At 53.7% G+C, this 23,166-nt stretch carries 23 protein-coding genes and 1 riboswitch; of the genes, 6 read left to right on the forward strand and 17 right to left on the reverse strand.

Annotated features, from left to right (window positions below):
- Nucleotides 1-3 precede the first annotated feature (3 nt).
- From AC4ED1_RS08985 to glpX, 7 genes are all read right to left on the reverse strand, one after another.
- Nucleotides 4-1,245, reverse strand: a complete 1,242-nt coding sequence (locus AC4ED1_RS08985) for a Fe-S-containing protein (protein ID WP_490937775.1) — start codon at nt 1,243-1,245, stop codon at nt 4-6.
- Between the two features lie 91 nt (nt 1,246-1,336).
- Nucleotides 1,337-1,957 (reverse strand): iron transporter, encoded by a 621-nt coding sequence (locus AC4ED1_RS08990; RefSeq protein ID WP_490937777.1) that lies wholly within the window; start codon nt 1,955-1,957, stop codon nt 1,337-1,339.
- Nucleotides 1,958-1,980: 23 nt separating this feature from the next.
- The gene (locus AC4ED1_RS08995; protein ID WP_490937779.1) at nt 1,981-3,192 is read right to left on the reverse strand and encodes an FTR1 family protein; all 1,212 of its coding nucleotides are present in this window, start codon (nt 3,190-3,192) and stop codon (nt 1,981-1,983) included.
- Nucleotides 3,193-3,397: 205 nt separating this feature from the next.
- Entirely contained in the window at nt 3,398-3,595 is a 198-nt protein-coding gene (gene rpmE, locus AC4ED1_RS09000) for a 50S ribosomal protein L31 (RefSeq protein ID WP_490937781.1), read from the reverse strand.
- A 273-nt stretch (nt 3,596-3,868) separates the two neighbouring features.
- Nucleotides 3,869-5,128, reverse strand: a complete 1,260-nt coding sequence (locus AC4ED1_RS09005; RefSeq protein ID WP_490937783.1) for a radical SAM family protein — start codon at nt 5,126-5,128, stop codon at nt 3,869-3,871.
- Between the two features lie 73 nt (nt 5,129-5,201).
- The gene (gene rho / locus AC4ED1_RS09010; RefSeq protein WP_490937785.1) at nt 5,202-6,470 is read right to left on the reverse strand and encodes a transcription termination factor Rho; all 1,269 of its coding nucleotides are present in this window, start codon (nt 6,468-6,470) and stop codon (nt 5,202-5,204) included.
- Between the two features lie 227 nt (nt 6,471-6,697).
- Nucleotides 6,698-7,672 (reverse strand): class II fructose-bisphosphatase, encoded by a 975-nt coding sequence (gene glpX / locus AC4ED1_RS09015; RefSeq protein ID WP_490937787.1) that lies wholly within the window; start codon nt 7,670-7,672, stop codon nt 6,698-6,700.
- Between the two features lie 257 nt (nt 7,673-7,929).
- Here glpX and AC4ED1_RS09020 point away from each other — a divergent pair, with 257 nt between their 5' ends.
- The 6 genes from AC4ED1_RS09020 (at nt 7,930) to AC4ED1_RS09045 (ending at nt 13,445) form a co-directional block, all read left to right on the forward strand.
- Complete coding sequence (locus AC4ED1_RS09020) at nt 7,930-9,447, forward strand: M1 family aminopeptidase (protein ID WP_490937789.1); 1,518 nt, start codon at nt 7,930-7,932, stop codon at nt 9,445-9,447.
- A 37-nt stretch (nt 9,448-9,484) separates the two neighbouring features.
- Complete coding sequence (locus AC4ED1_RS09025; protein WP_490937791.1) at nt 9,485-10,642, forward strand: aminotransferase A; 1,158 nt, start codon at nt 9,485-9,487, stop codon at nt 10,640-10,642.
- 32 nt (nt 10,643-10,674) lie between these two features.
- A riboswitch (Fluoride riboswitch) is annotated at nt 10,675-10,736 on the forward strand.
- A 59-nt stretch (nt 10,737-10,795) separates the two neighbouring features.
- On the forward strand, nt 10,796-11,203 hold the full coding sequence (crcB, locus tag AC4ED1_RS09030; RefSeq protein WP_490937793.1) for a fluoride efflux transporter CrcB: 408 nt from the start codon (nt 10,796-10,798) through the stop codon (nt 11,201-11,203).
- Nucleotides 11,200-11,568 carry a fluoride efflux transporter CrcB gene (crcB, locus tag AC4ED1_RS09035; RefSeq protein ID WP_490937795.1) on the forward strand — a complete coding sequence of 123 codons (369 nt, stop codon included), beginning with the start codon at nt 11,200-11,202 and terminating at the stop codon, nt 11,566-11,568. Before crcB (AC4ED1_RS09030) ends, crcB (AC4ED1_RS09035) begins: the two co-directional genes overlap by 4 nt.
- Before the next feature lie 4 nt (nt 11,569-11,572).
- Nucleotides 11,573-12,229 (forward strand): DUF190 domain-containing protein, encoded by a 657-nt coding sequence (locus AC4ED1_RS09040; protein WP_490937797.1) that lies wholly within the window; start codon nt 11,573-11,575, stop codon nt 12,227-12,229.
- 31 nt (nt 12,230-12,260) lie between these two features.
- Nucleotides 12,261-13,445: an MFS transporter gene (locus AC4ED1_RS09045; protein ID WP_490937799.1), complete on the forward strand. Its 1,185-nt coding sequence runs from the start codon at nt 12,261-12,263 to the stop codon at nt 13,443-13,445.
- Nucleotides 13,446-13,581: 136 nt separating this feature from the next.
- On the opposite strand, the gene AC4ED1_RS09050 is transcribed toward AC4ED1_RS09045, so the two are convergent.
- From AC4ED1_RS09050 to AC4ED1_RS09095, 10 genes are all read right to left on the reverse strand, one after another.
- The gene (locus AC4ED1_RS09050) at nt 13,582-14,718 is read right to left on the reverse strand and encodes an N-acetyldiaminopimelate deacetylase (protein ID WP_490937801.1); all 1,137 of its coding nucleotides are present in this window, start codon (nt 14,716-14,718) and stop codon (nt 13,582-13,584) included.
- 47 nt (nt 14,719-14,765) lie between these two features.
- On the reverse strand, nt 14,766-15,482 hold the full coding sequence (gene dapD / locus AC4ED1_RS09055; protein WP_490937803.1) for a 2,3,4,5-tetrahydropyridine-2,6-dicarboxylate N-acetyltransferase: 717 nt from the start codon (nt 15,480-15,482) through the stop codon (nt 14,766-14,768).
- A gap of 26 nt (nt 15,483-15,508) precedes the next feature.
- Nucleotides 15,509-16,180 (reverse strand): hypothetical protein, encoded by a 672-nt coding sequence (locus tag AC4ED1_RS09060; protein ID WP_490937805.1) that lies wholly within the window; start codon nt 16,178-16,180, stop codon nt 15,509-15,511.
- 137 nt (nt 16,181-16,317) lie between these two features.
- On the reverse strand, nt 16,318-16,962 hold the full coding sequence (fsa, locus tag AC4ED1_RS09065; protein WP_490937807.1) for a fructose-6-phosphate aldolase: 645 nt from the start codon (nt 16,960-16,962) through the stop codon (nt 16,318-16,320).
- Between the two features lie 57 nt (nt 16,963-17,019).
- Nucleotides 17,020-17,874: a class II fructose-1,6-bisphosphate aldolase gene (gene fba, locus AC4ED1_RS09070; protein WP_490937809.1), complete on the reverse strand. Its 855-nt coding sequence runs from the start codon at nt 17,872-17,874 to the stop codon at nt 17,020-17,022.
- A 124-nt stretch (nt 17,875-17,998) separates the two neighbouring features.
- Nucleotides 17,999-18,370, reverse strand: a complete 372-nt coding sequence (locus AC4ED1_RS09075) for a response regulator (protein WP_490937811.1) — start codon at nt 18,368-18,370, stop codon at nt 17,999-18,001.
- 163 nt (nt 18,371-18,533) lie between these two features.
- On the reverse strand, nt 18,534-20,138 hold the full coding sequence (gene pyrG, locus AC4ED1_RS09080) for a CTP synthase (protein WP_490937813.1): 1,605 nt from the start codon (nt 20,136-20,138) through the stop codon (nt 18,534-18,536).
- 192 nt (nt 20,139-20,330) lie between these two features.
- Nucleotides 20,331-20,861 carry a DNA-directed RNA polymerase subunit delta gene (gene rpoE, locus AC4ED1_RS09085; RefSeq protein ID WP_490937815.1) on the reverse strand — a complete coding sequence of 177 codons (531 nt, stop codon included), beginning with the start codon at nt 20,859-20,861 and terminating at the stop codon, nt 20,331-20,333.
- Nucleotides 20,862-20,888: 27 nt separating this feature from the next.
- Nucleotides 20,889-21,857, reverse strand: coding sequence for a methylmalonyl Co-A mutase-associated GTPase MeaB (gene meaB / locus AC4ED1_RS09090; RefSeq protein ID WP_490937817.1), 969 nt, complete (start codon nt 21,855-21,857; stop codon nt 20,889-20,891).
- Between the two features lie 139 nt (nt 21,858-21,996).
- Nucleotides 21,997-23,145, reverse strand: coding sequence for an acyl-CoA dehydrogenase (locus tag AC4ED1_RS09095; RefSeq protein WP_490937819.1), 1,149 nt, complete (start codon nt 23,143-23,145; stop codon nt 21,997-21,999).
- Between the last annotated feature and the right edge of the window lie 21 nt (nt 23,146-23,166).

A 23,166-nucleotide genomic window follows, 5' to 3' on the forward strand; every position in this document is an offset into this window, starting at 1 on the left:
TCCTTACTTGAACCTTTCTTTGGCTTTTTCAAGTTCCGAAACCGGGATGTCCAAGGTTCCGTCTGCAATCTGATACCGAATCGGGATGGGGTTGCACCCTCCCTTGAAACCGACCGTCGTGACATTCACAACCGATTCGCATTTCTTGCAGACGATCTGATTTCCCTTTTGGTAATAGCCCGCCACGCCGCAGATTTCGCATGCGTCCAGCGCAACGCCAAAATTCTCACCCGTTTTTCGAACGGCCAGAAAACGGACCGTTATCCCGTCGTCAAATTTGTAGCCGTACAGGTTCATTTGTTTCTCCTTCAGATCCGTTTTTGAAAGATGAATCTGTCCGTCTTGAGCGGTAACCGGAACCGGCGGCTTGCTCCCCAAATCCCGGGAGGCGTTAACCTGATCCGCCACAACGGCAGACAGCATCATGACCAACAGGGCGCTCAGACCGTAAAACCAGCGGCGGACTCCGCGTTTTTCGGCAAGCAGCTTCCTTTTTTCGGCGGGGTTTCGCAGCGCATGATCCTCACTCTGAAAGAACCGCGACAGTTGAATCGACAGGAACCCAAAAAACAGGGCCAAAATCAGTAGAATCCCGTTGAAAAAGAGAGCTTTGCGATTGACGAAGGGAACGAGCAAGTCAAACGCCCACGCGGTTAAAGGCAGAATTCTCAACCCGAACAACAATTGGGCCAGATCGATCAGTTGACTGAAGAAAAGCTGTGCATAACTTGCCAGCAAAAAACCGGTCACATGCCGCGGATTCATTTTCGAACCGATTCTTTTTAGCGCGACCGCAAATGCCAACAATACCGAGAATCCTGTGACAGCGCCCCCCAATTTTAACAGCCATTCGGAGTTAAACCCGTTTCCCAGGGATAGAAAGGGAAGCGTCGACAACAGGACCTTTTGCGTTTTGTCCAGCATCAAGAGTAGCCCGAGGGCAAACAGAACAGGCTTTGCCCCCCTTTCCCCGTTACGTTTGAACTGATACAAGAGCCAGCCCAAAAAGCATGTTATCGCCAAAACAAGCGATCCTTTTTCGAGCGCGTCCATAAACTCCATTCTGGCCAGAAACTTTTTTGCGGAATAAAGCATGACCGCCCCGGCCCCTCCGCAGAGAATGCCGGAAAAAAGGGCGGTCGCATCACGTTTCCCGTTTTTCTGCTCCGTATAAACAACGAGCAGCATGACGCAAAAAACCGTTTCCAGCCCCTGTTTGAGGATCGCCGCCAATCCTTCCAGCATTCCTTGTCCCCCTTTTACCAAACATAAAGAAAATTTGGCATTCGTGATAAAGAAAAACCGGGCATAAAATCACTGCCCGATGTCGCATATCTTATTTTTTGGGAAGATACGGGAATTCCCACTCCACTTCGATCGGCTTTGTCCAGAACCTCCCTTCCACTCCGCTTCCTTTATCCACATGCAGCAGGTAATTTTGTTTTTCCGGGGATTCAATGGTGAAGGTCAGTTTGTATTTGCCCGCTCCCGCCATTTTTATGTTGGAACCGTAATGGGGACCGTCCGCCGCGTTCATGGGCATGAAGGTTCCGGAAATTTCCTTGCCGTTGTCCAGATTCTTGAGTTTATAATTGACGGTCAGATAAGGCACCCATTCTCCGGCGCCAAATCCCGTCTTGTTGTCTTTTGTCGCCTTGATGTCCGCTTCCAGATGAATATCGGCTTCAGGCGGCTGCAATCCCGCTTTCTCCTGCGGGAACAGTTCGGACGCTTCAAAATAAACGGCGGCAATCTCCAGCCCTTCCGCTTCCTTCGGATCGCCGATCGGAATTTCCCTGACGGCCTTCTGATCATTCCCGTGGCCGCCATGTTCCTGGGCCGTTTCTTTCTTGTCCGCTTGATTTTCGGCTTTGGGAGCCGCCGTCTTCTGGGTTCCGCAACCGGCCAACACCAGTGCCGCCGACGCGGCCAATGCAAAAAAAATCTGTTTTTTCATCGCTGACTTCTCCCTTCGTGGTATCAACTTTTTTCAACCGTGTTCAACTTTGAGCCGGACGGAGCATGCCTCTTTTTGAAAAATCGTCCGAGGATGGCCGCCACAGCCAGCAGGATCAACACAGCCTGCAGCCCAATCCCTTCCCATGTCGGATAAATTCCGAGAAAACCTGTTACGGGAAAGCCGGATATTTCCGAAGCGCTCAAAAATCCGCCCGCCTGCAACTCCTTGACTCCCTCGCCGGCAAAGGCAAAAGCCAACACATAGAGCAAAATGCCCGACGCAAGAAAGAAAGGTTTCAAAGGAAGCCTCGCACTGGTAAACCGAATAAGATAAAACACCACGATCAGCGAAAGCGTTCCCGCCGCGATACCTCCCCAGATCCATCCGGTTTCCTGCGGAGCTTCCGCAAACAAAGCCTGGTAGAACAGTACGGTCTCCGCACCTTCCCGGTAGACCGCCAAAAACGCCGCAAACCAGAGGGTGAATCTCTTTCCGCTGCCAAGAGAATCCTGGAGCTTGCCCTCAATGTAATTTTTCCAGCGCTTTGCATCCGCCTTGCCGATCATCCAGCAGCTCATCGAGAACAAGACCAGGGTCGCCAGAAGAAGGATTCCCCCTTCCAACACTTCCTGGGCGGTTCCACTTACGTCAAGCAAAGTTTTAAACAAGTAGGCCGTCAGCAAACTGGCCAAAACGGCCACAAAAGAACTTATGTAAACTCCTTTCACCTTTTCGCCGTTTCCCGACTTCAGAAGGTAGGCTGCAATCGCAGCGATAACCAAGATCGCTTCAATGCCCTCCCGGACGATGATCAGATAGGAGTAGAGCCATTGTCCGGCTTCCCCTTCCCGGTCTGTCTGCAATGTTTTTGCGTCAGCCCGAAGCATCTTCAAAAGCAGACTGATTTCCTGCTTTATTTGCTCCGGATCTTCTCCGGCACCGATCAGCTTTTTGATGGAATTAAACTGAAACTCCAGTTCGCCAGCCCTTTTGGAAGAAATGTTGATCCGGATCGCCTGCTCCATTCTTTCGCTCTCAAAGGGACCGAAATACGCTTCATTCACCAGCTCTTTCGCTTTTTGGCGGTCCCCCATTTGATAGGCTTGCACCGCCTGGCCCAACAAAGCATCGATATCGGAAACGACTTTCTGCCAGGAACCGGCCGCAAAAGCATTTCCCGGCCAAATCAACACAAGCAGCAAAATCAAAACCGGTTTCCAGCGATTCCTCACAGAATCCCCCCTTTCGTAATGAATCATCCATAGACTCTTTTCTTCCCTGGAGGTCTATGGGATCGTCTTATAAACGATAATAATTATCATTTTCGTTTACTAGTATACACCGGCTTTTGCAATCCGTAAAGAGGTGGTTTTCAGAAGGAGATTTTGCCACTGATTCAAAAAACAAACCGCCATCCAACCGGATGACGGTTCAATCTTACATGTTGTATTTTTTCTTGAACTTGTCAACACGACCGCCAGAGTCGACAAACTTCTGCTTCCCGGTGAAAAACGGGTGGCAAGCGGAGCAAATTTCTACACGCAGGTTTTCCTTGACGGAACCGGTTTCAAATTTGTTGCCGCAAGCGCAGGTTACGGTCGTGATTTTGTAGTCGGGATGAATCCCTTGCTTCATTTCGTTTCACCTCACCGCACCTCCGTCAAAGCAGCCGGACACCTCCGAAGCTTTTCCCGGCAATCTGACGGAGACCCAAATTTTCTGTGCCATAGTTGTTGCCATGGCCAACAATCGTCCGTGCATGACAGACGAAAGCAATTATATCATAGGAATCTGTCAGTTGCAATGATACGATTTTCCTGTGATACGATTTTCCTGAAATGCGTGTCACGCAAATTTGTCTTTTGCCGCGGGGATTCACGTCAACCAGCAGGACCTTTTCCTGTCCGTTCACCGAGGTCGCCGGAATCGTTTGGGCGGGACATGGGTAAACGAACCGATGACCGTGTTCGGGCATTCCGCGCGAAAAATCTCCATCATCCGTTTCATGCCGTAGATCTCGCCGCGCGGCTTTGGAATGCGGGACAGGTAGTATTCCGGATCGATGTTGAGGTTGCGCATCTGGATCAATCGGATTCCGTTTGTGTTGACGAAATCGATCATCGCTTCCATTTCTTCCTCGCGGTCCGTCACACCGGGAAAAACCAGGTAATTAACCGACGTGTAAACGCCTTTGTCAGCCGCGTATCTTGCGGAAGCGGCCACATCCTGAACGCCGTATCCGCGGGGACGGTAATACGCGTCGTAATGCGCAGGGATGGCGGAAATCGTTGAAATCCGCAGCAAATCCAGGCCCGCATCGACGATCTCCCGGATCATCGGAGTCAGGCCGGCATTCGTGTTGATGTTGATGAACCCTTTATCGGTCAACGCACGCGTGCGGCGGATGGCTTCCGCAATGTCCAAACCGCGCGTCAAGGGCTCTCCCTCGCAACCTTGTCCGAACGAAATGATTGCATCTTCCGACGCTTGCAGATGGTTGATCATCACTTCCACCATTTCTTCCACAGACGGCTTAAAATCCATGCGAACCTGCGGGGACGGGAATGGAGAATCTTCCGGCTGTTCGGAAATGCAGCCCACACACCCCGCGTTGCAAGCGGAAGATACGGGCAGCGCCCCTTCCCACCGCATCAAAAACGTGTTTTGCGAGGTGAGGCACCCGTATTCCAGGGAACATTTGCTCAGATGCTTGTAAATCCGGTTCTCCGGATAGCGGGCGAGAACGCTCTGCACCGCTTGTTCGACGTTTTCGAAATGAAGCGGGTTCCACCGCTCGCGCAGCCCGTCGGTCGCGTCGGCAGCCGCATGGAATTGTCCGTCCTTCCACACCACCGCCGTGTAACCGAACAAAGGCAACGGATCGGCACCCTCCCTTTTTGCGTAACCGGGCAACAAAAGCCGCGTGAAACCTTGCGGCAGTAACGCCCCCACAGCGGTTGCCCCGCCCGGAACCGCCACCGTTCGGCCCGTATTCTTGTCGATCCCAAGCGCCCGCGTGCCCGGCAGAGAAACAAGCGTCGCCCCTTCCGGCAGCGGAATCAACTCTTCTTCCAGAATCTCGGTAACCAGTTCACCCGTCCTCCCCACCGGGAACAAATCCGGGTCATCAAAAATCCGGCCGTTTTCGTCAGCATATACAAGATGCATGGAGTGCCCCCCTTTCTGCAAACCGCTTAAAATGAAACCTCCGTTCCTGCGAAAAGGGACGGAGGCATGCCGTTTACTTTGCCCGGGACAATTCTTTTGCTTCTTTAAGCCCTTCCAGCGTCGCCAGAAACTCCCGGTTGTTTTTTGTCCCCCGCAGTTTGCGGAGGAAGATTTCGGTGAAGTCCGGGTTCTCGTTCATCGATTTGCGAAGCGCCCACACTTTGTCCAGTTCTTCCGGGGTCAACAACAGCTCTTCCCGCCGGGTGCCGGAACGGCGGATATCAAGCGCCGGAAAAATCCGCTTTTCCGCCAAGCGGCGGTCCAACATCAATTCCATGTTGCCGGTCCCTTTAAACTCTTCGTAAATCACGTCGTCCATGCGTGACCCCGTCTCCACCAGGGCAGTCGCCAAAATGGTCAAGGACCCGCCTTCTTCAATATTCCGGGCAGCGCCGAAAAACCGTTTCGGACGATGGAAGGCAGCCGGATCGATCCCGCCGGACAGCGTTCTGCCGGACGGGGGAATCACAAGGTTATACGCCCGTGCCAGCCTGGTGATCGAATCAAGCAGAATCACAACGTTACGACCGTGCTCCACCAACCGCATCGCTCGCTCAAGTACCAATTCCGCCACTTTAATGTGGTGTTCCGGCACCTCGTCAAAGGTCGAAGCCACCACTTCCCCTTTTACCGAACGCTGCATGTCCGTCACTTCTTCCGGACGTTCGTCGATCAGCAGCACGAACAAGTCGATATCCGGATAGTTGGTCGAAATGGAATTGGCAATCTCTTTCAGAAGAAGCGTCTTGCCGGCTTTCGGGGGAGCAACAATCAATCCCCGTTGGCCAAGTCCGACAGGAGCCAGTAAATCGATGATACGAGTCGAGAGTTTCTCGGGAGTCGTTTCCATCACTAATTTCTTCTGAGGAAAAAGAGGAGTGAGCGCGGGGAAATGCACGCGTTCCGCTGCCGCCTGCGGAGTCGTTCCATTGACCGCTTCCACTTGCAGGAGTCCGAAATATCGTTCGTTTTCCTTGGGTGGCCGAACCTTTCCGGAAACCTTGTCCCCCGTCCGCAAATCAAACCTGCGAATCTGGGAGGCAGCCACATAAATGTCCTCATTGCTGGGCAGATACCCGATCGGCCTCAGAAATCCGTATCCCTCGTTCATGATCTCCAGGATTCCTTCCATAAACATGAGGCCTTCTTTTTCGGCTTGCTTTCGTAAAATCGCGAAAATCAGTTCTTTTTTCTTCAGATTTCCGTAAGATGGAATCTCATATTCTTTTGCGAGCTTATACAATTCAGTCAATTTTTTCGCTTCCAATTCTTCTATCAACAAACAACGATCACCTTCAATTCCGTAAAAATATGCACACCAGAACGAAGCACGGCGCTGAACCAAGCAGAGCGGGTCGGAATCCCGTACGAAACTTTTGCGGAAAGCATGGAACCGCCCCGGCACCACGTCTTCTATTATACCATTATTATACCATGTTTGCCGGGACGTTCCCATATTATTCATCAGTTCCGGTGAACATTCTTGCCGGGGAAAATGATTGGAAAAGATCAGACGAGCACGAGATGCGGCTTTTTCTTCAGTTGATGCCGCGCTTCCACAAACCGGACGGTACCTGTTTTGGCCCGCATCACCAGGGAATGGGTCATCGCCCGGTCATGTCCCAAAAACCGGACGCCGCGCAAAAGTTCCCCGTCCGTCACGCCGGTTGCCGCAAAAATCGCGTCTTCCCCGCTGATCAGATCATCCATCAACAAAATTTGTTCGGGGTTGGCAAGCCCCATTTTTTTGCACCGTTCCCTTTCTTCCGGGTTGGACGGCTTGAGTCTTCCCTGTAGTTCGCCGCCCAGGCATTTAAGGGCGGCTGCCGCCAGCACGCCTTCCGGCGCGCCTCCCGTGCCAAACATGATGTCGACACCGGTGTCTTCAAATGCGGTGTTGATCGCCGCCGCCACGTCGCCATCGGATATCAGCTTGATTCGCGCGCCGGCCGACCGGATCTCTTCGATAATCGGCTGGTGACGCTCCCGGTCCAAGAGAATCGCCACCACGTCCGATATATTTTTGTTCGCGGCTTTCGCCACTTCCTTCAGGTTCTCTTTGACGGGGGCGTCGAGATGAACCCGTCCCGCCGCTTTCGGGCCTACTGCGATTTTCTCCATATACATGTCGGGCGCGTGCAGCATCGTTCCCCGCGGCGACACCGCAACCACCGTGATGGCATTCCAAAGGCCCTTCGCCACGATGTTGGTCCCCTCAAGCGGATCCACCGCCACATCGACCTTCAGGCTGTCGCCGTTGCCTTGGCCCAATTTTTCGCCAATGTAAAGCATCGGCGCTTCGTCCATCTCGCCTTCCCCGATGACGACCACGCCATCCATGTTCACCGACTCAAAAACGGCCCGCATCGCGGTTGTCGCCGCATTGTCCGCCTCGTTTTTCTGCCCGGTTCCCATCCATCTGGCTGAAGCGAGAGCGGCCGCTTCCGTCACACGCACGAGTTCCAAAGCAAGTTCACGTTCCAAGATCCCGCCTCCCGTAAAACACCCGCCAACAAGAAGCCGGGATGGCTCCCGCGAAAGTGCCGGTACCGCTGGCTTTCGCGGGGACCCGAAAAATTTCCCGGCAAACGCTTGGGTGGGGTCCGAATCGTCCTGTTTATGAACAGTATATCATATTTATCCGAGTGTGCTACCAGATTCGCGTTTTCGCCAAAGTTCTGCAGGAATTTCCGCTTCATATGTGGAATTTCTTAAAACGCAGCAGGCGGGGAGGGACTTTGATGGCTTTTATCCGCAGCAAAAAAGGGCTGATTCTGTATCCGTTGCTCCTGTCTCTCTTTGCCTCAGCCGTGTCGTTAAGCCTGATCCTGAAACCGGAGGAAGGGTGGCTTGCGTGGGCGGCCGGCAAATGGGAGTCGTGGCGCGGTACAGCCGTTGGCGTCTTTCCGGAAACGGACTTGGCGGAGCAAACTGTCCAATACGAGTTGGACGCGGAACTGGATACGGCGAATTCCCTGATTCACGGAACAGCAAACGTATCGATTCCGAACGTTCCTGACAACCGGTTGCTGTTCTATCTCTATCCGTCCACATACAAACCGATCCAAATCGAAGAGGTGCGGGTCAACGGGCAGCCTGCGGCCTTTGCCGCCAATTCCTCGCATCTCACCGTCCCTCTCAAAAACAAGGACGCAACGGCCAGCGTGCAAATCCGTTTCTCCACGCCTATTCCGGCGGCAGGAACAAGGCTGGGGCAAAAAGACGGCGTGTGGTCACTGACATACTGGTATCCCATCCTGGCGGTACGGCAAAACGGGGCTTGGATTCCCCGGCCGCAACCCCGTCCCTTCGGCGATCCGTACCTGATGGACTTGGCTTCCTACAAAGTGCGGCTGCGGCACCCGGCCGATTTTCGCTGGTATACAAGCGGTGTTCCGCTCTCTTCCAAGAAAGAAAACGGTATCGGGATCACCGAGTGGGAAGCGAAACGGGTACGCAGTTTTGCCTTGATCGGCGGTACGGGTTGGCATGACAGTTCGTGGAAAACGCCGGAAGGAGTCGATGTGACGGTTGCCGTGCGCAATCCCAGCCTTTTGGAACGACTGCAGTCGATTGTGCAAACAGCTGTGAAAACTTATACGAAACGGTTTGGAAATCTCGCCTATCCGTCTCTTTCGGTGCTTGAAATGCCGGCCGGGACGGTATTCGCCCATGAATACCCGAACTTGGCCCTTTTTTCGGAGGAGATTTGGAGTTGGAGCTCGGGGGAACATTGGATTGCCCACGAGATTGCACACGCCTGGTGGTTCTCGTCGGTTGGCACGCACAAAGCTTTGCTCCCTTGGCTGGACGAAGGGTTGGCCGATTATGCCGCATTGCTTTACGCAGAAGCCAAATACGGAGCGGATGTGTACAAGCAAACGATCGCTCGGGACTGGACGCTTTTCCGCGACGGCAAGAGCTATGCCCCGCACAGTTTCGGAACCCCGGTAAACGTCGATGGCCAAGGTACCGATCAACCCTATGCCAACTTTACCAGGGAAGCGGATTATTACTATTTGATGTACTTGCGCCCGCTGCTGATGTACCACGATTTGCGGGTTGCGCTGGGGGATGACCGGTTTTTCGATTTCCTTCAGCAGTTTTATCTGAAGAACCGGCAAAGCACCGCAACACGGGAACGTCTGGAAGAAGCGCTGCGGACCGTGGAACCGAACGAGCTGCCCCGGCTGCAAATGTGGCTGGACATGCCAAACGGCCAGCTCGTGCAGCAGGTGAAGGAGAGATTCGGGGGATAATGCATTTGAAATCATTTTTTAAAGGCGGGCATCAACCGTGGAACATCTGATCAACAAAAAGGTGAAAGACATCCAGATTTCCGGCATCCGGAAATTTTCGAATCTGGTGGCCGCTTACAAAGACGCGGTTTCCCTTACAATCGGACAACCGGATTTTCCGACGCCGGAACATATCAAAGCTGCGGCAAAAGCGGCAATTGACGCCAACAAAACCGCTTATACCCCCAATCCGGGGCTGCCGGAACTCCGGCGGGCGGCGGCCGATTTTTTGGAAACCAAATACCGGCTGTCTTACCGCCCGGAAGACGAGATCCTGGTGACGATCGGAGCCAGCGAAGCGATTGATATTGCGCTGCGAACCATCCTGGAGGACGGCTGCGAAGCCATTTTGCCGGGGCCGGTGTATCCGGGATACGAACCGATTATTAAAATGTGCGGCGCCATTCCCGTATACGTCGACACGACCGCCAACGGTTTCAAGCTGACCGCCGAATTGCTGAAGGATCAGATTACCGACAAAACGCGCTGCGTCATTCTTCCCTACCCGTCCAATCCGACCGGGTGTGTCCTCGGCGAAGCGGATCTGGCCGGCATTGCCAGCCTGCTTCGGGACAAGGAGATCTTTGTCATTTCGGACGAAATCTACAGCGAACTGGTTTATAACGGCAGACACCGTTCCATTGCCGCGTTTCCGCCGATGCGGAACAAAACGATCGTGATCAACGGCCTTTCCAAGTCCCATTCGATGACCGGCTGGCGGATCGGCTTTACGTTTGCACCCGCGTATATCACGAGCCAAATGGTAAAAGTGCACCAGTACAACACCACCTGCGCCAGCACCATCAGCCAGTATGCGGCCATCGAAGCGCTGACGAACGGAATTGACGACGCGGAAGAAATGAAGCGGGAATACGAAACCCGCAGGGATTATGTGTACGACAGGCTTACGGCAATGGGATTCGACGCGGAAAAACCGGACGGGGCGTTCTACATCTTCCCCTCGATCAAACGCTTCAACCTGAAGTCGTTTGAATTTGCGGCAAAGTTGTTGGAGGAACAGCGGGTGGCGGTGGTTCCCGGGGATGCGTTCTCCTCCCTCGGGGAGGGATACATCCGGATCTCCTACGCTTATTCGATGGAGATATTGGAAGAAGGCTTGAACCGGATTGAAAGATTTGTAAAAACGTTAAATTGACTGAACAAATCCGTTGGGATATAATGTTAAAAAGGATATACGGCGATGGAGTTCGCCATAACCGCCCGCTTGGGCTAATGACTCCTACCGGTTATTTTTCTGGTAGGAGTTTGTGTTTTTGCGATATCCCAGATCCAAAAGGTGGCGAAAGATATGGTGTATCCTATCGTCATAGGTTTGGCCGGGATTGCCGGCGCTTTGCTCCGCTATTGGCTGGGCTTGGCCGTTCAATCCTGGTGGACGTCCGCGTTTCCGCTGGCCACGCTGTTGACCAATTTTACCGGTTGTCTGGTTCTCGGCTGGTTTACCGTCAGGGTTTCAAGTTCCACTTCGTTTCCCGCATGGGTTCGGCTCGGTGTCGGAACGGGCCTGATCGGTTCGTTTACCACGTTTTCCACCTTCAGTATCGAGACGGTGCAGTTGCTGCAGCGCGGATCGTGGGGACTTGCCCTGACATACGTTCTGCTCAGTTTTTGGGGAGGGTTTTTGATGGCGTGGAGCGGATTCCAATTCGCCCGGATTCAAATCGAAAAAAGGGTCGGGAGTGTGGAGACAGAGTGATTCTTGACAGTTTTCTGGTTGCCATGGGCGGATTTTTCGGCGCCATTGCCCGCTACGGTATGAGTCAATGGGTTGGGAAACGGGTTCAATCCGTTTTTCCCTACGGCACCCTGTCCGTCAACCTGATCGGGTCGTTTTTATTGGGACTGATCATTGGCAGCGGGCTGTCCACTTCCGCCACTTTGTTGTTGGGAACCGGGTTCATGGGGGCATTTACCACATTTTCCACTTTTAAATCGGAAAGCGTCCAGTTGGCGGTGCAAAAACAATGGACCGTTCTTGTTCCGTATTTGGGCGTCAGCTATACACTCGGCATTCTCCTGGGGTTTCTCGGCTATGCAGCCGGAACCCTGCTCAAGGGGTGATCCCATGTCGGAAAAGCGGCTGCTAAAGATTGTAACGGGGGAATTCGAAAGAGCCGGAGACGGCGGTAAACCGCTTTATGCGGAGATCGTAAAGTTTCTTTGGCGGAAAGGGTTTGCGGGAGTCACCGTCATCCGCGCGGACGAAGGAACTGACGAACAAGGCCGATTCCATGCCCCGGTTTTGGAAGACGTTCCATTCAACAACCTTCCGATCCAGATCGAGACGATCGAAACGGCACAAAAGATTCGGGCCGTCCTTCCCGAACTGAAAACCAAAATCCCGCACGGGATCATTTCCGCAACGAGGGTTTTTGAAATTTTGGAGGAGGTTTTGCCCGTGGAGGCAACCGAATTTCTCATGCTGAAAATTTACGTCAAAGAAAAATCGCGGTGGCTGGGGCGCCCGCTGTATGAAGAACTGCTTGAACTTCTGCGCCGGCACGGCCTTGTGTGGTCAACCATCACCCGCGGGATTGAAGGGTTCGGCAGCGACCATGTGATTCACAAGCAAAGTCTGTTTTCGCTTTCTTCGCAGGTCCCTGTCGTGATCGAATCGATCGGAAAGTCGGAAGTCATACGAACGATCGTTCCCAAACTGCAGGAACGGGTGCAAGAAGGCGCTGTCATTGCAATCCCGGTTGAAGTGGCGCTGAATCGCTAGGCTGAAGCTGAGTAAAAAAGGGGAGGTCCAGTTGGAACGACAAACCAGCGGCAGACGGATTTTCGGATTGCACCCGGCCATTTTTGTTCTGGGATTGGTAAGTCTCTTCACCGATCTCTCCAGCGAAATGATCATTCCGGTGCTTCCGTTGTTTCTTACCAACGTGCTTCATATACAGGTCGGCACCGTCGGAATCATTGAAGGCATCGCCGAGAGTACCGCCAGCATTCTGAAAGTATTCTCCGGCTGGCTGTCCGACCGCACGGGCAGACGCAAGCCTCTTGTCGTATTCGGGTACGGGCTTTCCAATCTGATCAAACCGTTTTACGCCGTCAGCACCTCCTGGGGGCAAGTCCTGGGCATCCGGTTTGCCGACCGGTTCGGAAAAGGGATTCGGGTTGCTCCCCGCGACGCGTTGATCGCTGATACGACACCGAAGGAAGAAAGAGGCAAATCCTTCGGTTTCCACCGGGCGATGGACACTGCGGGAGCCGCGATAGGCCCTTTCCTCGCGTTTTGGATCTTGACCCGATTTGAGGGTGACTACCGCACGATTTTCTGGGTTTCAGCGATTCCGGGGATTCTGGCTGTTGTGGTTCTCCTCTTCTTCTTGAAAGAAAAACGGACACGCGCATCCGCCGATGAGCGGGCAGCTTTGCCGAAAATCGGCTTTAAAAATCTGGACCGGCGTTTTCTGCGGTTCAGCCTGGTGGCGACGCTTTTTATGATCGGCAACTCTTCCGACGCGTTCCTGATTTTACGCGCCCAGGATGCGGGAGTCGCGCCCGCCCTGATTCCGCTCGTCTATTTTGCCTTCAACCTGACTTACAGCCTGCTGGCCATGCCTGCCGGCATGCTGTCGGACCGTATCGGACGGCGTCCCGTCATTATCGCTGGGTACCTGATTTTTGCCGTGATCTATTTCGGATTCGGAGTTGCCGACAGCGCCGCATGGATTTGGGGATTGTTCATCGCTTATGGGTTGTACTACGCGGCAACCGAAGGAGTGCAAAAGGCTTACATCGCGGATATGGTGCCGGAAAGCCAACGCGGAACCGCCATGGGAACGTTTAACGCGTTGACCGGTTTGGCGGCTCTGCCTGCAAGCGTGATCACGGGCTATCTGTGGCAGGCGTTCGGGCCGCTGGCCGCATTTGCCGTCAGCGGTTCGCTGGCGATAGCGGCCGCCCTGTTGATGCTGGTCTTCCGAATTTAATCAGCCCGGCCAAGCAGTCGTTGCATAACAGATTTTCAGGGTACGAAAGTTGTGTAAAAAATAATAGGCCAACCTATTTACAAAGTAGTTGGCCTACACATTTATTTGGATCCAGTGATTTAGTATAATAATATTTCTAATCGCGTTGACTTGACTTCCACCTGATATAATCGGTTACCACTTCGATTGCGACGCCGATCGCCCGCTCGTCCGGCTCGATCTTGGCATGGTGCAGCCCGTATGGGGCGTTCACTCCCAGCCAGAACATAAAGCCCGGTATTTCCTCCAGAAAATACCCAAAATCTTCGCCGGTCATCGCCGCCCGGCATTCCACCAGATCCGCCGCACCCGTTTTCCGCACCCAGTCCATGAATTCGCGGGTAAGCCGCTCCTCGTTGTACACCTGCCGGTAATTGGCGCCGTAATCGATTTCCGCTTTGCAGTCAAAGCCCGTCTCAATCCCGCGTACCACCGCTTCGATCCGCGCTTTCACCTTTTGCATCGACTCGACCGACAAAGTGCGGATCGTTCCTTCCAGCCGCGCTTTCCCGGCAATGATGTTCTGCCTCGTTCCGCCTTCGATTTTGCCGATTGTGATCACGGCAGCGTCAAGCGGGTCAACATTGCGGGACACGATACTCTGCAACTGCGTCACCAGATGAGCCGCCGCCACCACCATATCGTTTGCCCGGTGGGGGAACGCCGCGTGGCCGCCCATTCCGGCCAGTTCGATAAACAGCTCGGACGTATTGGCAAACAGAATCCCCGGCCGGGTCGCAATCGTCCCCACCGGGTATTCGGGCGCGATATGAAGCGCCAATATGCAATCCGGCCGCCACTTTGCAAACTCGTCGCTTTCAAGCATCGGCCGCGCCCCGCCCGGCCCCTCTTCCGCCGGTTGAAAAATCACAATCAGGTCCTCGTCGATCGCATGATGCACAAAATGGGTCAATACCCCAAGCCCGATCGCCATGTGCATGTCATGGCCGCACGCGTGCATGAATCCGGGGTGAACGGAGCGAAATTCGTACGAGGTTTCTTCCTCAATCGGCAGCCCGTCCATGTCGGCCCTGTACCCGATTCGCCTGGAGGGACGGTTGCCCCTGACTTTCACCAGCATCCCGGTCCGCCATGTTTTGACCTCGATCCGGTCTTGCGGCAGACCGGCGATATATTCCAGAAGCAAGCGTTGGGTTTTGAATTCCGCAAACCCCGGTTCCGGAATCTGGTGCAACCGCCTGCGGATTTCAACAAAAGGCTGTGCCGTCGTCATCCCGCGCCTCCTTTTCGCTGGAATTACGGTTTGGAAATTGCAATTTCTTAAAGCTGACGCAGTTCTTGCTTGATTTCCGTTTTTGATTTCGTTTTTTCGTCGATTTGCTTAATCACGCGGGCAGGCACGCCGGCCACGACGACGTTTTCCGGAACATCGTCGACCACAACGGCCCCGGCTGCGACAACCGAGCCCTTGCCAACGCGGACTCCTTCCAAAATCACCGCATTCGCGCCCACCACCACGTCATCCTCAATGACGACCGGTTTTGCCGAAGGGGGTTCAATCACGCCGGCAATCACCGCTCCGGCGCCGATATGGCAGTTTTTCCCGATCGTGCCGCGACCGCCGACGACCACGCCCATATCGATCATCGTACCTTCGCCGATCACCGCGCCGATGTTAATGATCGCGCCCATCATGATCACCGCGTTGTCGCCGATGCTGACCTGATCGCGAATAATCGCGCCGGGTTCGATCCGGGCATGGATGTTTTTCGTGTCCAGCAGCGGAATCGCGGAATTGCGGCGGTCATTTTCCACCACACAATCTTCGATTCGCCCCTTGTTGGCTTCCAATACCGGCTGGATGTCTTTCCATTCGCCAAAAACCACTCCGGCGTTCCCCGCGATAAACGCCTTGGCGGTCGGACCGAAATCGATGCCCGCAAGGTCTCCTTTCAGGTAAACCTTCACAGGGGTTTTCTTTTCGCTTGTCCGAATGAATTCAATAATTTGATTGGCATCCATCATATGCGAGTCCATTCTCCCTTCCCGTTTGCATGTCCCCATTATACCGCAGTCGTCGAGGTTTGCGCGGCATTTTGTTGCGTCTTGACCACTCCGTAGTACATAATGGCGATTCCGATCAGTTCGCTTAGCGGCAGCCACTGCGGATACCCCATCTTGGCAAGCCGGCCCGCGACCATCAACACCAGTGCCCCAGCCACGATCATCAGAGCCGACCGTCTGCGCGTCTGCCGCCATGACCGGAATGCGCCGACAATCAGCACGGTCCCGCCGATTCCCGACAAAATCGGGGGATACACCTTGCGGATGACAGGCGGCATTGCCTCTCCCCCAACCACCGCCCCCGCTCCGGGCAGCGCTGCCGCGTCCACGGAAACCAACACCAGATGCACCAGAAACGCAATCAGGCCGACAGCCGCCGTTCCCAGAAAAACAGGCCCCCATTTTTCCGAAACAAAATAAATTTGTCCGGCTGCCATCACGGCAACCAGCGACACCGCCCCGAAATAGTACGCTTTGTACAGCAAAGAGGTCATCCCAAACGCCAGTCCGTAAAATTCGCCAAATGCCGCCAGCGCGTACAAGCCCATCGCCAACGCCCACAACAGAAAACTGCTCTTGTTACGCTTTCGATATTGTACCGTCAACCTCCAGACGAACACAAGAGCGACCAGGCAGGCCGCCAAAGGCACCAGGGATACGATGCGAAACATTAGAATCACCGACCTTCTGCCGCCAATTTCTCGCGGCATTTTCATTACAAGACGACACGTTAACGGCTTCACTTCTTACAGAAATGCCAAAGAAATACCGAAGCACCCGCCGGGGGAGGGTGCTTTTGGGTTGCCGCCTACGCCTTCATTTTGCCCCAGTCGGCAAGAAACCGTTCAATGCCTTGGTCGGTCAGCGGATGTTTGATCATGCGCTCCAGTACCGCATAGGGACAGGTCGCAATATGCGCGCCGGCCAGCGCCGCTTCGGTCACGTGCATCGGATGGCGTATGGAAGCGGCTATAATTTCGGTTCCAATCCCATGGATATTGAAGATATCCGCGATATTGCGAATCAACTGCATTCCGTTCTGCGAAATGTCATCCAACCGCCCCACAAACGGGGAGACAAAGGTCGCCCCCGCCCGTGCGGCCAACAAAGCCTGGTTCGCCGAGAAAATCAAGGTCACGTTCGTCCTGATTCCTTTTGCGGTAAACGTTTTGACCGCTTTCAGTCCTTCCGCCGTCATCGGGACCTTGATCGTGATATTTTTGTGGAGCTCGGCAAATTTCAGGCCTTCCTCGACCATTCCTTTGGCGTCGAGGGAAATCACCTCGGCGGAAATCGGACCGTCCACAATTTCAATGATTTCCTTCAGCACCTGCACGAAATCGCGGCCTTCCTTCGCGACCAGGCTCGGATTTGTCGTCACTCCCGCCAGAATGCCCATTTCGTTTGCAAGACGTATTTCTTCCACGTTTGCCGTGTCGATAAAAAACTTCATGCTTCGGATAGCTCCTTTATGCCGATGATCTTCATTTTCCTTGCTGAAGTTCCTCGATTAAGCACGGTTGTTGGAGCCGAACAGGCGGATTTTCTCCCGCACGACTTCTTTAATCGCTTCCCGCGCCGGTCCGAGATATTTCCGCGGATCGTACAAGTCTGGTTTTTGTCCGAGGATCTCGCGGACTTTTTTCGTAAAGGCAACCTGATTTTCCGTATTGACGTTGATCTTCGACACACCGAGGGAAATCGCTTTACGGATGTCGTCATCGGGAATGCCCGATCCCCCGTGCAACACGAGGGGAATGCCGGTCAGGTCACGGATCTTGGCCAAGCGGTCAAAATCGAGTTCCGGATCTCCCTTGTACAAACCGTGTGCCGATCCAATCGCAGGGGCCAGCGCGTCGATCCCCGTTTCCCGTACCAAACGCACCGCCTCTTCCGGGCGGGCCAAGGTTGCGTCTTTGTCGTCGACGGAAAGATCGTCTTCCGTTCCGCCGATGCGCCCCAGTTCTCCTTCGACGTCGATGCCGAGCGTATGGCACGCGTCAACGACTTGCTTCGTTTTCGCGATATTTTCCTCAAGCGGATAGTGGGAAGCGTCGATCATGATCGAGGAAAAACCGGCGCGGATGCACTTCAGCACCACTTCGTAAGAAGAACCGTGGTCGAGGTGCAAAATCACGGGAACGGTCGCTTTCTCGGCCGCCGCCTTACACATCGCGGCCGTGTATTCGATGTTCATATATTTCATTGCGCCTTCCGAAACGCCCAAAATGACCGGGGAACGCTCTTCTTCCGCCGTTTCGATGATCGCTTGCAAAAACTCAAGATTGTTTACGTTGTATTGTCCGACGGCATACCCGTTTTTCAAAGCGTCGGTCAATACCTCTTTAAATGATGCGAATGCCATTCTGAACGCCCTCCTGCTCCTGAGAATAGGATCCGGTAACACCTGATTTATTTTATCACTATTTGCCAGGAATACCAAGTCTCCGGTCTCTCTCCCGCTTCATCCGGCACGCGACTGGACCGGCTCACACCTCTTGTACAACCGGTTTGCCGTTTACAATTCTTCTCAGTTCGTCAATATCGAACGGTTTGGTAAAATGGGCCAACGCGCCAAGCTCCATCGCTTTTTTAATCAAATCCAGTTCGCCGTACGCTGTCATCATGATCACTTTCAGATACGGTTCGATCCCACGGATATGTCGGAGGATTTCCAGCCCGTCCATGCCCGGAATTTTCATATCGAGCAACACGAGATCCAGTTTATGCTGTTTTACGATTTCCAAGGCGGCAGTCCCGTTGGGAGCCTGAAAGACTTCATGCCCTTCTTTTTCGAGAACTTCGTTAAGCAATACCCGAATGCCGTATTGATCATCGACGATCAGTACTTTCTTGCCCATTTCTCGTTCCCTCCCTGTGTTGCGTTCCCCAAACTTTTTTGTTACGAAATTTATTCGATTGTGTGCGAAAAAATCCTTTTTTCTCCCCCTGTCTAGTTCTGTCGAACCGATAGATATGTTGTCAGGCCATTAAAAAAACCCGCCAACGGCGAGCTTAAGATTTTTACTTGAGGTTTTTTCGATTTTGTAGGGACGCGCGAATAAAATCGCGGAACAGCGGCTGTGGACGGTTCGGGCGGGATGTAAACTCCGGGTGAAACTGCGAAGCGACAAACCACGGATGATCCGCAAGTTCCACAATTTCCACCAGCCTGCCGTCCGGCGATGTGCCAGAAATCACCAATCCCGCTCGGGTCAGTTGTTCGCGGAAGTCGTTATTGAACTCGTAACGATGCCGGTGACGTTCCCGAATGAAGGCGGTTCCGTAAGCGGCAAACGCCTTCGTATCCGGCTGCAGCGTGCAGGGGTAGGAGCCAAGACGCATGGTGCCGCCCTTGTCTTCAATCCCTTTTTGCTCGGGAAGCAGATCGATAACCGGATACGGCGTGAATCCGTTGATTTCCGACGAGTGGGCCGCTGCCAGACCGACCACGTTGCGGGCAAATTCAATTACGGCGATTTGCATACCCAGACAAATTCCCAAATAGGGAATCTTATTTTCACGGGCATATTTCGCGGCCGCGATCTTCCCTTCGATGCCGCGGTCGCCAAAGCCGCCGGGGACCAGGATGCCGTCGCAACCGGAGAGAGCTTCGTTCACATTTTCTTCCGTGACGTCTTCCGAGTGAATCCATTCGATTTCAACTTGGGCGTCGTTGGCGAATCCCGCGTGATAGAGCGCTTCCGCCACGGATATATACGCGTCGCGCAAAGCGACATATTTGCCGACAAGCCCAATTTTGACTTTGTTCCGCAGGTTCTTGACGCGGTGAGCCAGCTCCTTCCATTCCGTCATGTCGGCGGGCGGGCAATCGAGTCCCAGATGGCGAACGACGATATCGTCCAAGCCCTGCTCCTGGAACATCAATGGTACGTCATACAAAGACTCCGCATCCCGGGATTCGATCACCGCCTCGGGGTCGGTGTCGCAGAACAAAGCGATTTTCCTCTTTACTTCCATCGACAGCGGACGTTCCGTCCGGCAAATGATGACATGCGGCGTAATCCCGATGCTCCGCAGCTCTTTAACGGAATGTTGGGTCGGTTTGGTTTTGATTTCTCCCGCTTTGCCGAGATAGGGGATCAGCGTGACGTGAAGATACATGACGTTGTTGCGGCCCACATCGCTCTTGATCTGACGAATCGCTTCCAAAAACGGAAGACTTTCAATGTCGCCGACGGTTCCGCCGATTTCGGTGATCACGACATCCGCCGCTTCACCGGCCAGAAAGACGTGTTCTTTGATTTCGTTGGTAATATGGGGAATGACTTGAACCGTGCCCCCCAAATAATCGCCGCGACGTTCCTTTTGGATGACCGACCAATAAATTTTCCCGGTTGTAACGTTGTTGTTTTTGGAAAGATTGATATCGATAAAACGCTCGTAGTGTCCCAGATCCAGATCCGTTTCCGCACCGTCGTCCGTGACGAAGACTTCGCCGTGCTGGTAAGGGCTCATCGTACCGGGGTCGACATTGATGTAAGGATCAAATTTTTGAATGGTGATGCGCAATCCGCGGTTCTTCAAAAGCCGCCCAAGCGAGGCAGCGGCGATCCCTTTGCCCAACGAAGAAACGACACCGCCCGTAACAAACAGATATTTCGCCATACAATTTGCCCCCAAACGTCTGATGTCTGCACTTGCCCAATTGAACAAAAAAAAACTAAAAAGCCGCCAGGCCTCAAATTCTCGCCTGGAAAAATCGGCTTTTTTAGTTTTTCCGTTCCTTTTGTGTCCTCATGTATCTTAACGTGGCAAAAAGAGCCTGTCAAGGGGTACAGGCTCTTAATGTACAGGCTCTTAAAAATCTTCTTCCTCATCTTCCAAAACGGGTTCCTCGTCATCGATCACTTCTTCGGCAAAGTCGTCGGCTTCTTCATCGATGTCGTCGATATCGTCATAGCCCAAAGCGTCATCGTCTTCGCTGATCCCATCGAAGTCGACCTCATCTTCCTCCAATTCCTCTTCATAAAGATCTTCGTCTTCATCATCGTACAAATCTTCGTCATCGTCGTCTTTACGGATAAACCTCTTGCCGCCGACTGTTCTCTCCGCCGTCTTGTCAACAGGGTACCAGCGTTTGAGACCCCATGTGTTATTGCCAATACAGAGGAACCGTCCGTCAATGTTAATCTCCGTATAGAGCACGGCGATTACCGCCTGAATTTCTTCTTCCGTCATGCCGCGAAGCTGCGCCACCTCCCGCACCAGTTCCCGATAATGCAGCGGGTTGCCGCCCGCTTTCAAAATTTCGTAGGCAAGGTCGACCAGCGCCATGTCCCGCGCTTGCTCGGCGCTTAATTTCGCAAGTGTGCTTCCCTCTTCCGCCATCCGGTTTACACTCCTTACCGCCAAATCTCAACAATCGGGCCGAAACTGTCTATCCAAAGCAGACGTATTATACCATTCCAAAATCAGATCCGCAACTTGGTAAGGGTCTTTCCGGCCGGCCTCGACTTCCGCCAGAATTTGTCGCCAGGACGGGCTTTTTTCCATCCACTCGCGGATTCGTCTGTGCAGCCTGTCCTCAATAATGCCGACAATCTCGTCCTGTCGGCGTTGCTGCCGCTTTTTCTCCCATTGGCCGCTTTCCAGCAAATACGTTTTGTGGTTCTGGCAGGCCTCCCACAATGCGGCAAACGACCCGGGTTCCCGCGAACTCGTCCGGACAACCGGCGGTCGCCAATCAAAGTCGTGAATCAAATCCAGCATATTGTTGACTTCCCGCTCCGTCTTATCCGCCCCGGGCAGATCCGATTTGTTGATCACAAACACGTCCGCAATCTCCATGATGCCGGCTTTCATCGTCTGGATGTGATCGCCGGCCGTCGGATTCAAGACGACAACCGTCGTGTCCGCCACATTCATAATATCGAGCTCCGATTGTCCGACACCGACAGTTTCGATTAAAATCACGTCCGTTCCATACGCGTCCAGCACCCGGGTCGCTTCTTTGGTCGCTTTCGCGAGGCCGCCGAGACTGCCGCGGGTTCCCATCGAGCGGATGAAAACCCCCGGGTCCAATGCGTGATTGCCCATCCTGACACGGTCTCCAAGAATGGCTCCTCCCGTAAAAGGAGAAGTCGGATCAACCGCAATGACCCCGACCTTCAAACCCTGTTTTCGCAACAGAAAAATAAGCTGATCGGTCAGCGTGCTTTTGCCCGCTCCCGGCGAGCCCGTGATCCCGACCAGATAGGCTTTACCCGTCTTTGTGTGCAAAGCTTTCAAAAGTTCGTGTTTTTCCGGACTGTCATTCTCAATCAGCGTGATTGCGCGAGCCACCGCACGCCGGTCCCCGTTTACGATTCGATTTACAAGTTCCATTTTTTGTCACCGCCAAAAACTGCTGTAGATCCCGGCACATCTGACGAAGATCCCGCAAAAAGACGGCAGGACCAGTCACGCGAGCAGGGACCCAAACTTTTCGGGTCCCCTAATTATAACGTAAGTTCACAGGATTGTCTTACTCTTTCAATAAATAGTTGCCGATTACGACGCGCTGAATCTCGTTGGTACCCTCGTAGATCTGGGTAATTTTGGCGTCGCGCATGAACCTTTCCACCGGATATTCGCGCGTATACCCGTATCCGCCGAAAACCTGAACCGCTTCCGTTGTCACTTCCATCGCCGTGTCGCCGGCAAACAGTTTTGCCATCGCGGACGCTTTCCCGTAAGGCAGTCCCGCGCTTTCAAGCCATGCCGCCTGATAGGTGAGAAGCCTTGCCGCTTCGATCTTTGTCGCCATGTCGGCCAATTTGAACTGCATTCCCTGAAACGACGCGATCGGCTGTCCGAACTGCTCGCGTTGCTTCGCGTAGTCGAGCGCCAGGTCAAAAGCGCCCTGCGCAATCCCCACCGCTTGTGCCGCAATGCCGTTGCGTCCCCCGTCAAGCGTCATCATCGCGATTTTGAACCCGAACCCTTCGTCCCCGAGCCGGTTTTCGACGGGCACCTTGCAATTGTCAAAAATCACTTCGGTGGTCGGCGACGATTTGATCCCCATTTTCTTTTCTTTTTTGCCGACGGAAAACCCCTCAAACTCCTTTTCCACGATAAAAGCGGTAATGCCACGGGTTTTCTGTGAGCGGTCGGTGGACGCAAACACGATGTAGACGTCCGCTTCCCCGCCGTTCGTGATGAAGATCTTGGAACCGTTGAGAAGGTAATGGCTGCCGTCTTCGGACAGGACCGCGGTCGTCCGCATGCTGCCGGCATCCGAGCCGGAACCGGGTTCCGTCAGGCAGTAAGCCCCCATTTTGGTGCCTTCCGCCAGCGGACGCAGATACTTCCGCTTCTGTTCCTCCGTCCCAAACTTGAAAATCGGCCAACTCGCCAGCGAAATATGGGCCGACAAAGTGACTCCGACGGAAGCGTCGATTCGCGACAATTCCTCCACCGCAATCACATAGGAAACAAAATCGAGACCCGCACCTCCATGCTCTTCCGGCCACGGAATCCCCGTCAAGCCGATGCCAGCCATCTTGTCAAAAATCTTGCGGTCAAACACCTCTTCTTCGTCGCGCTGCGCCGCCGTCGGAGCGACTTCTTTCAGCGCAAAATCGCGAACCAGCTTGCGAATCTCTTGTTGTTCGGCGGTCAATTGAAAATCCATGATCTCTCCACTCCTTTTTTG

Source organism: Effusibacillus sp. SKA8 (genome assembly GCF_058273125.1).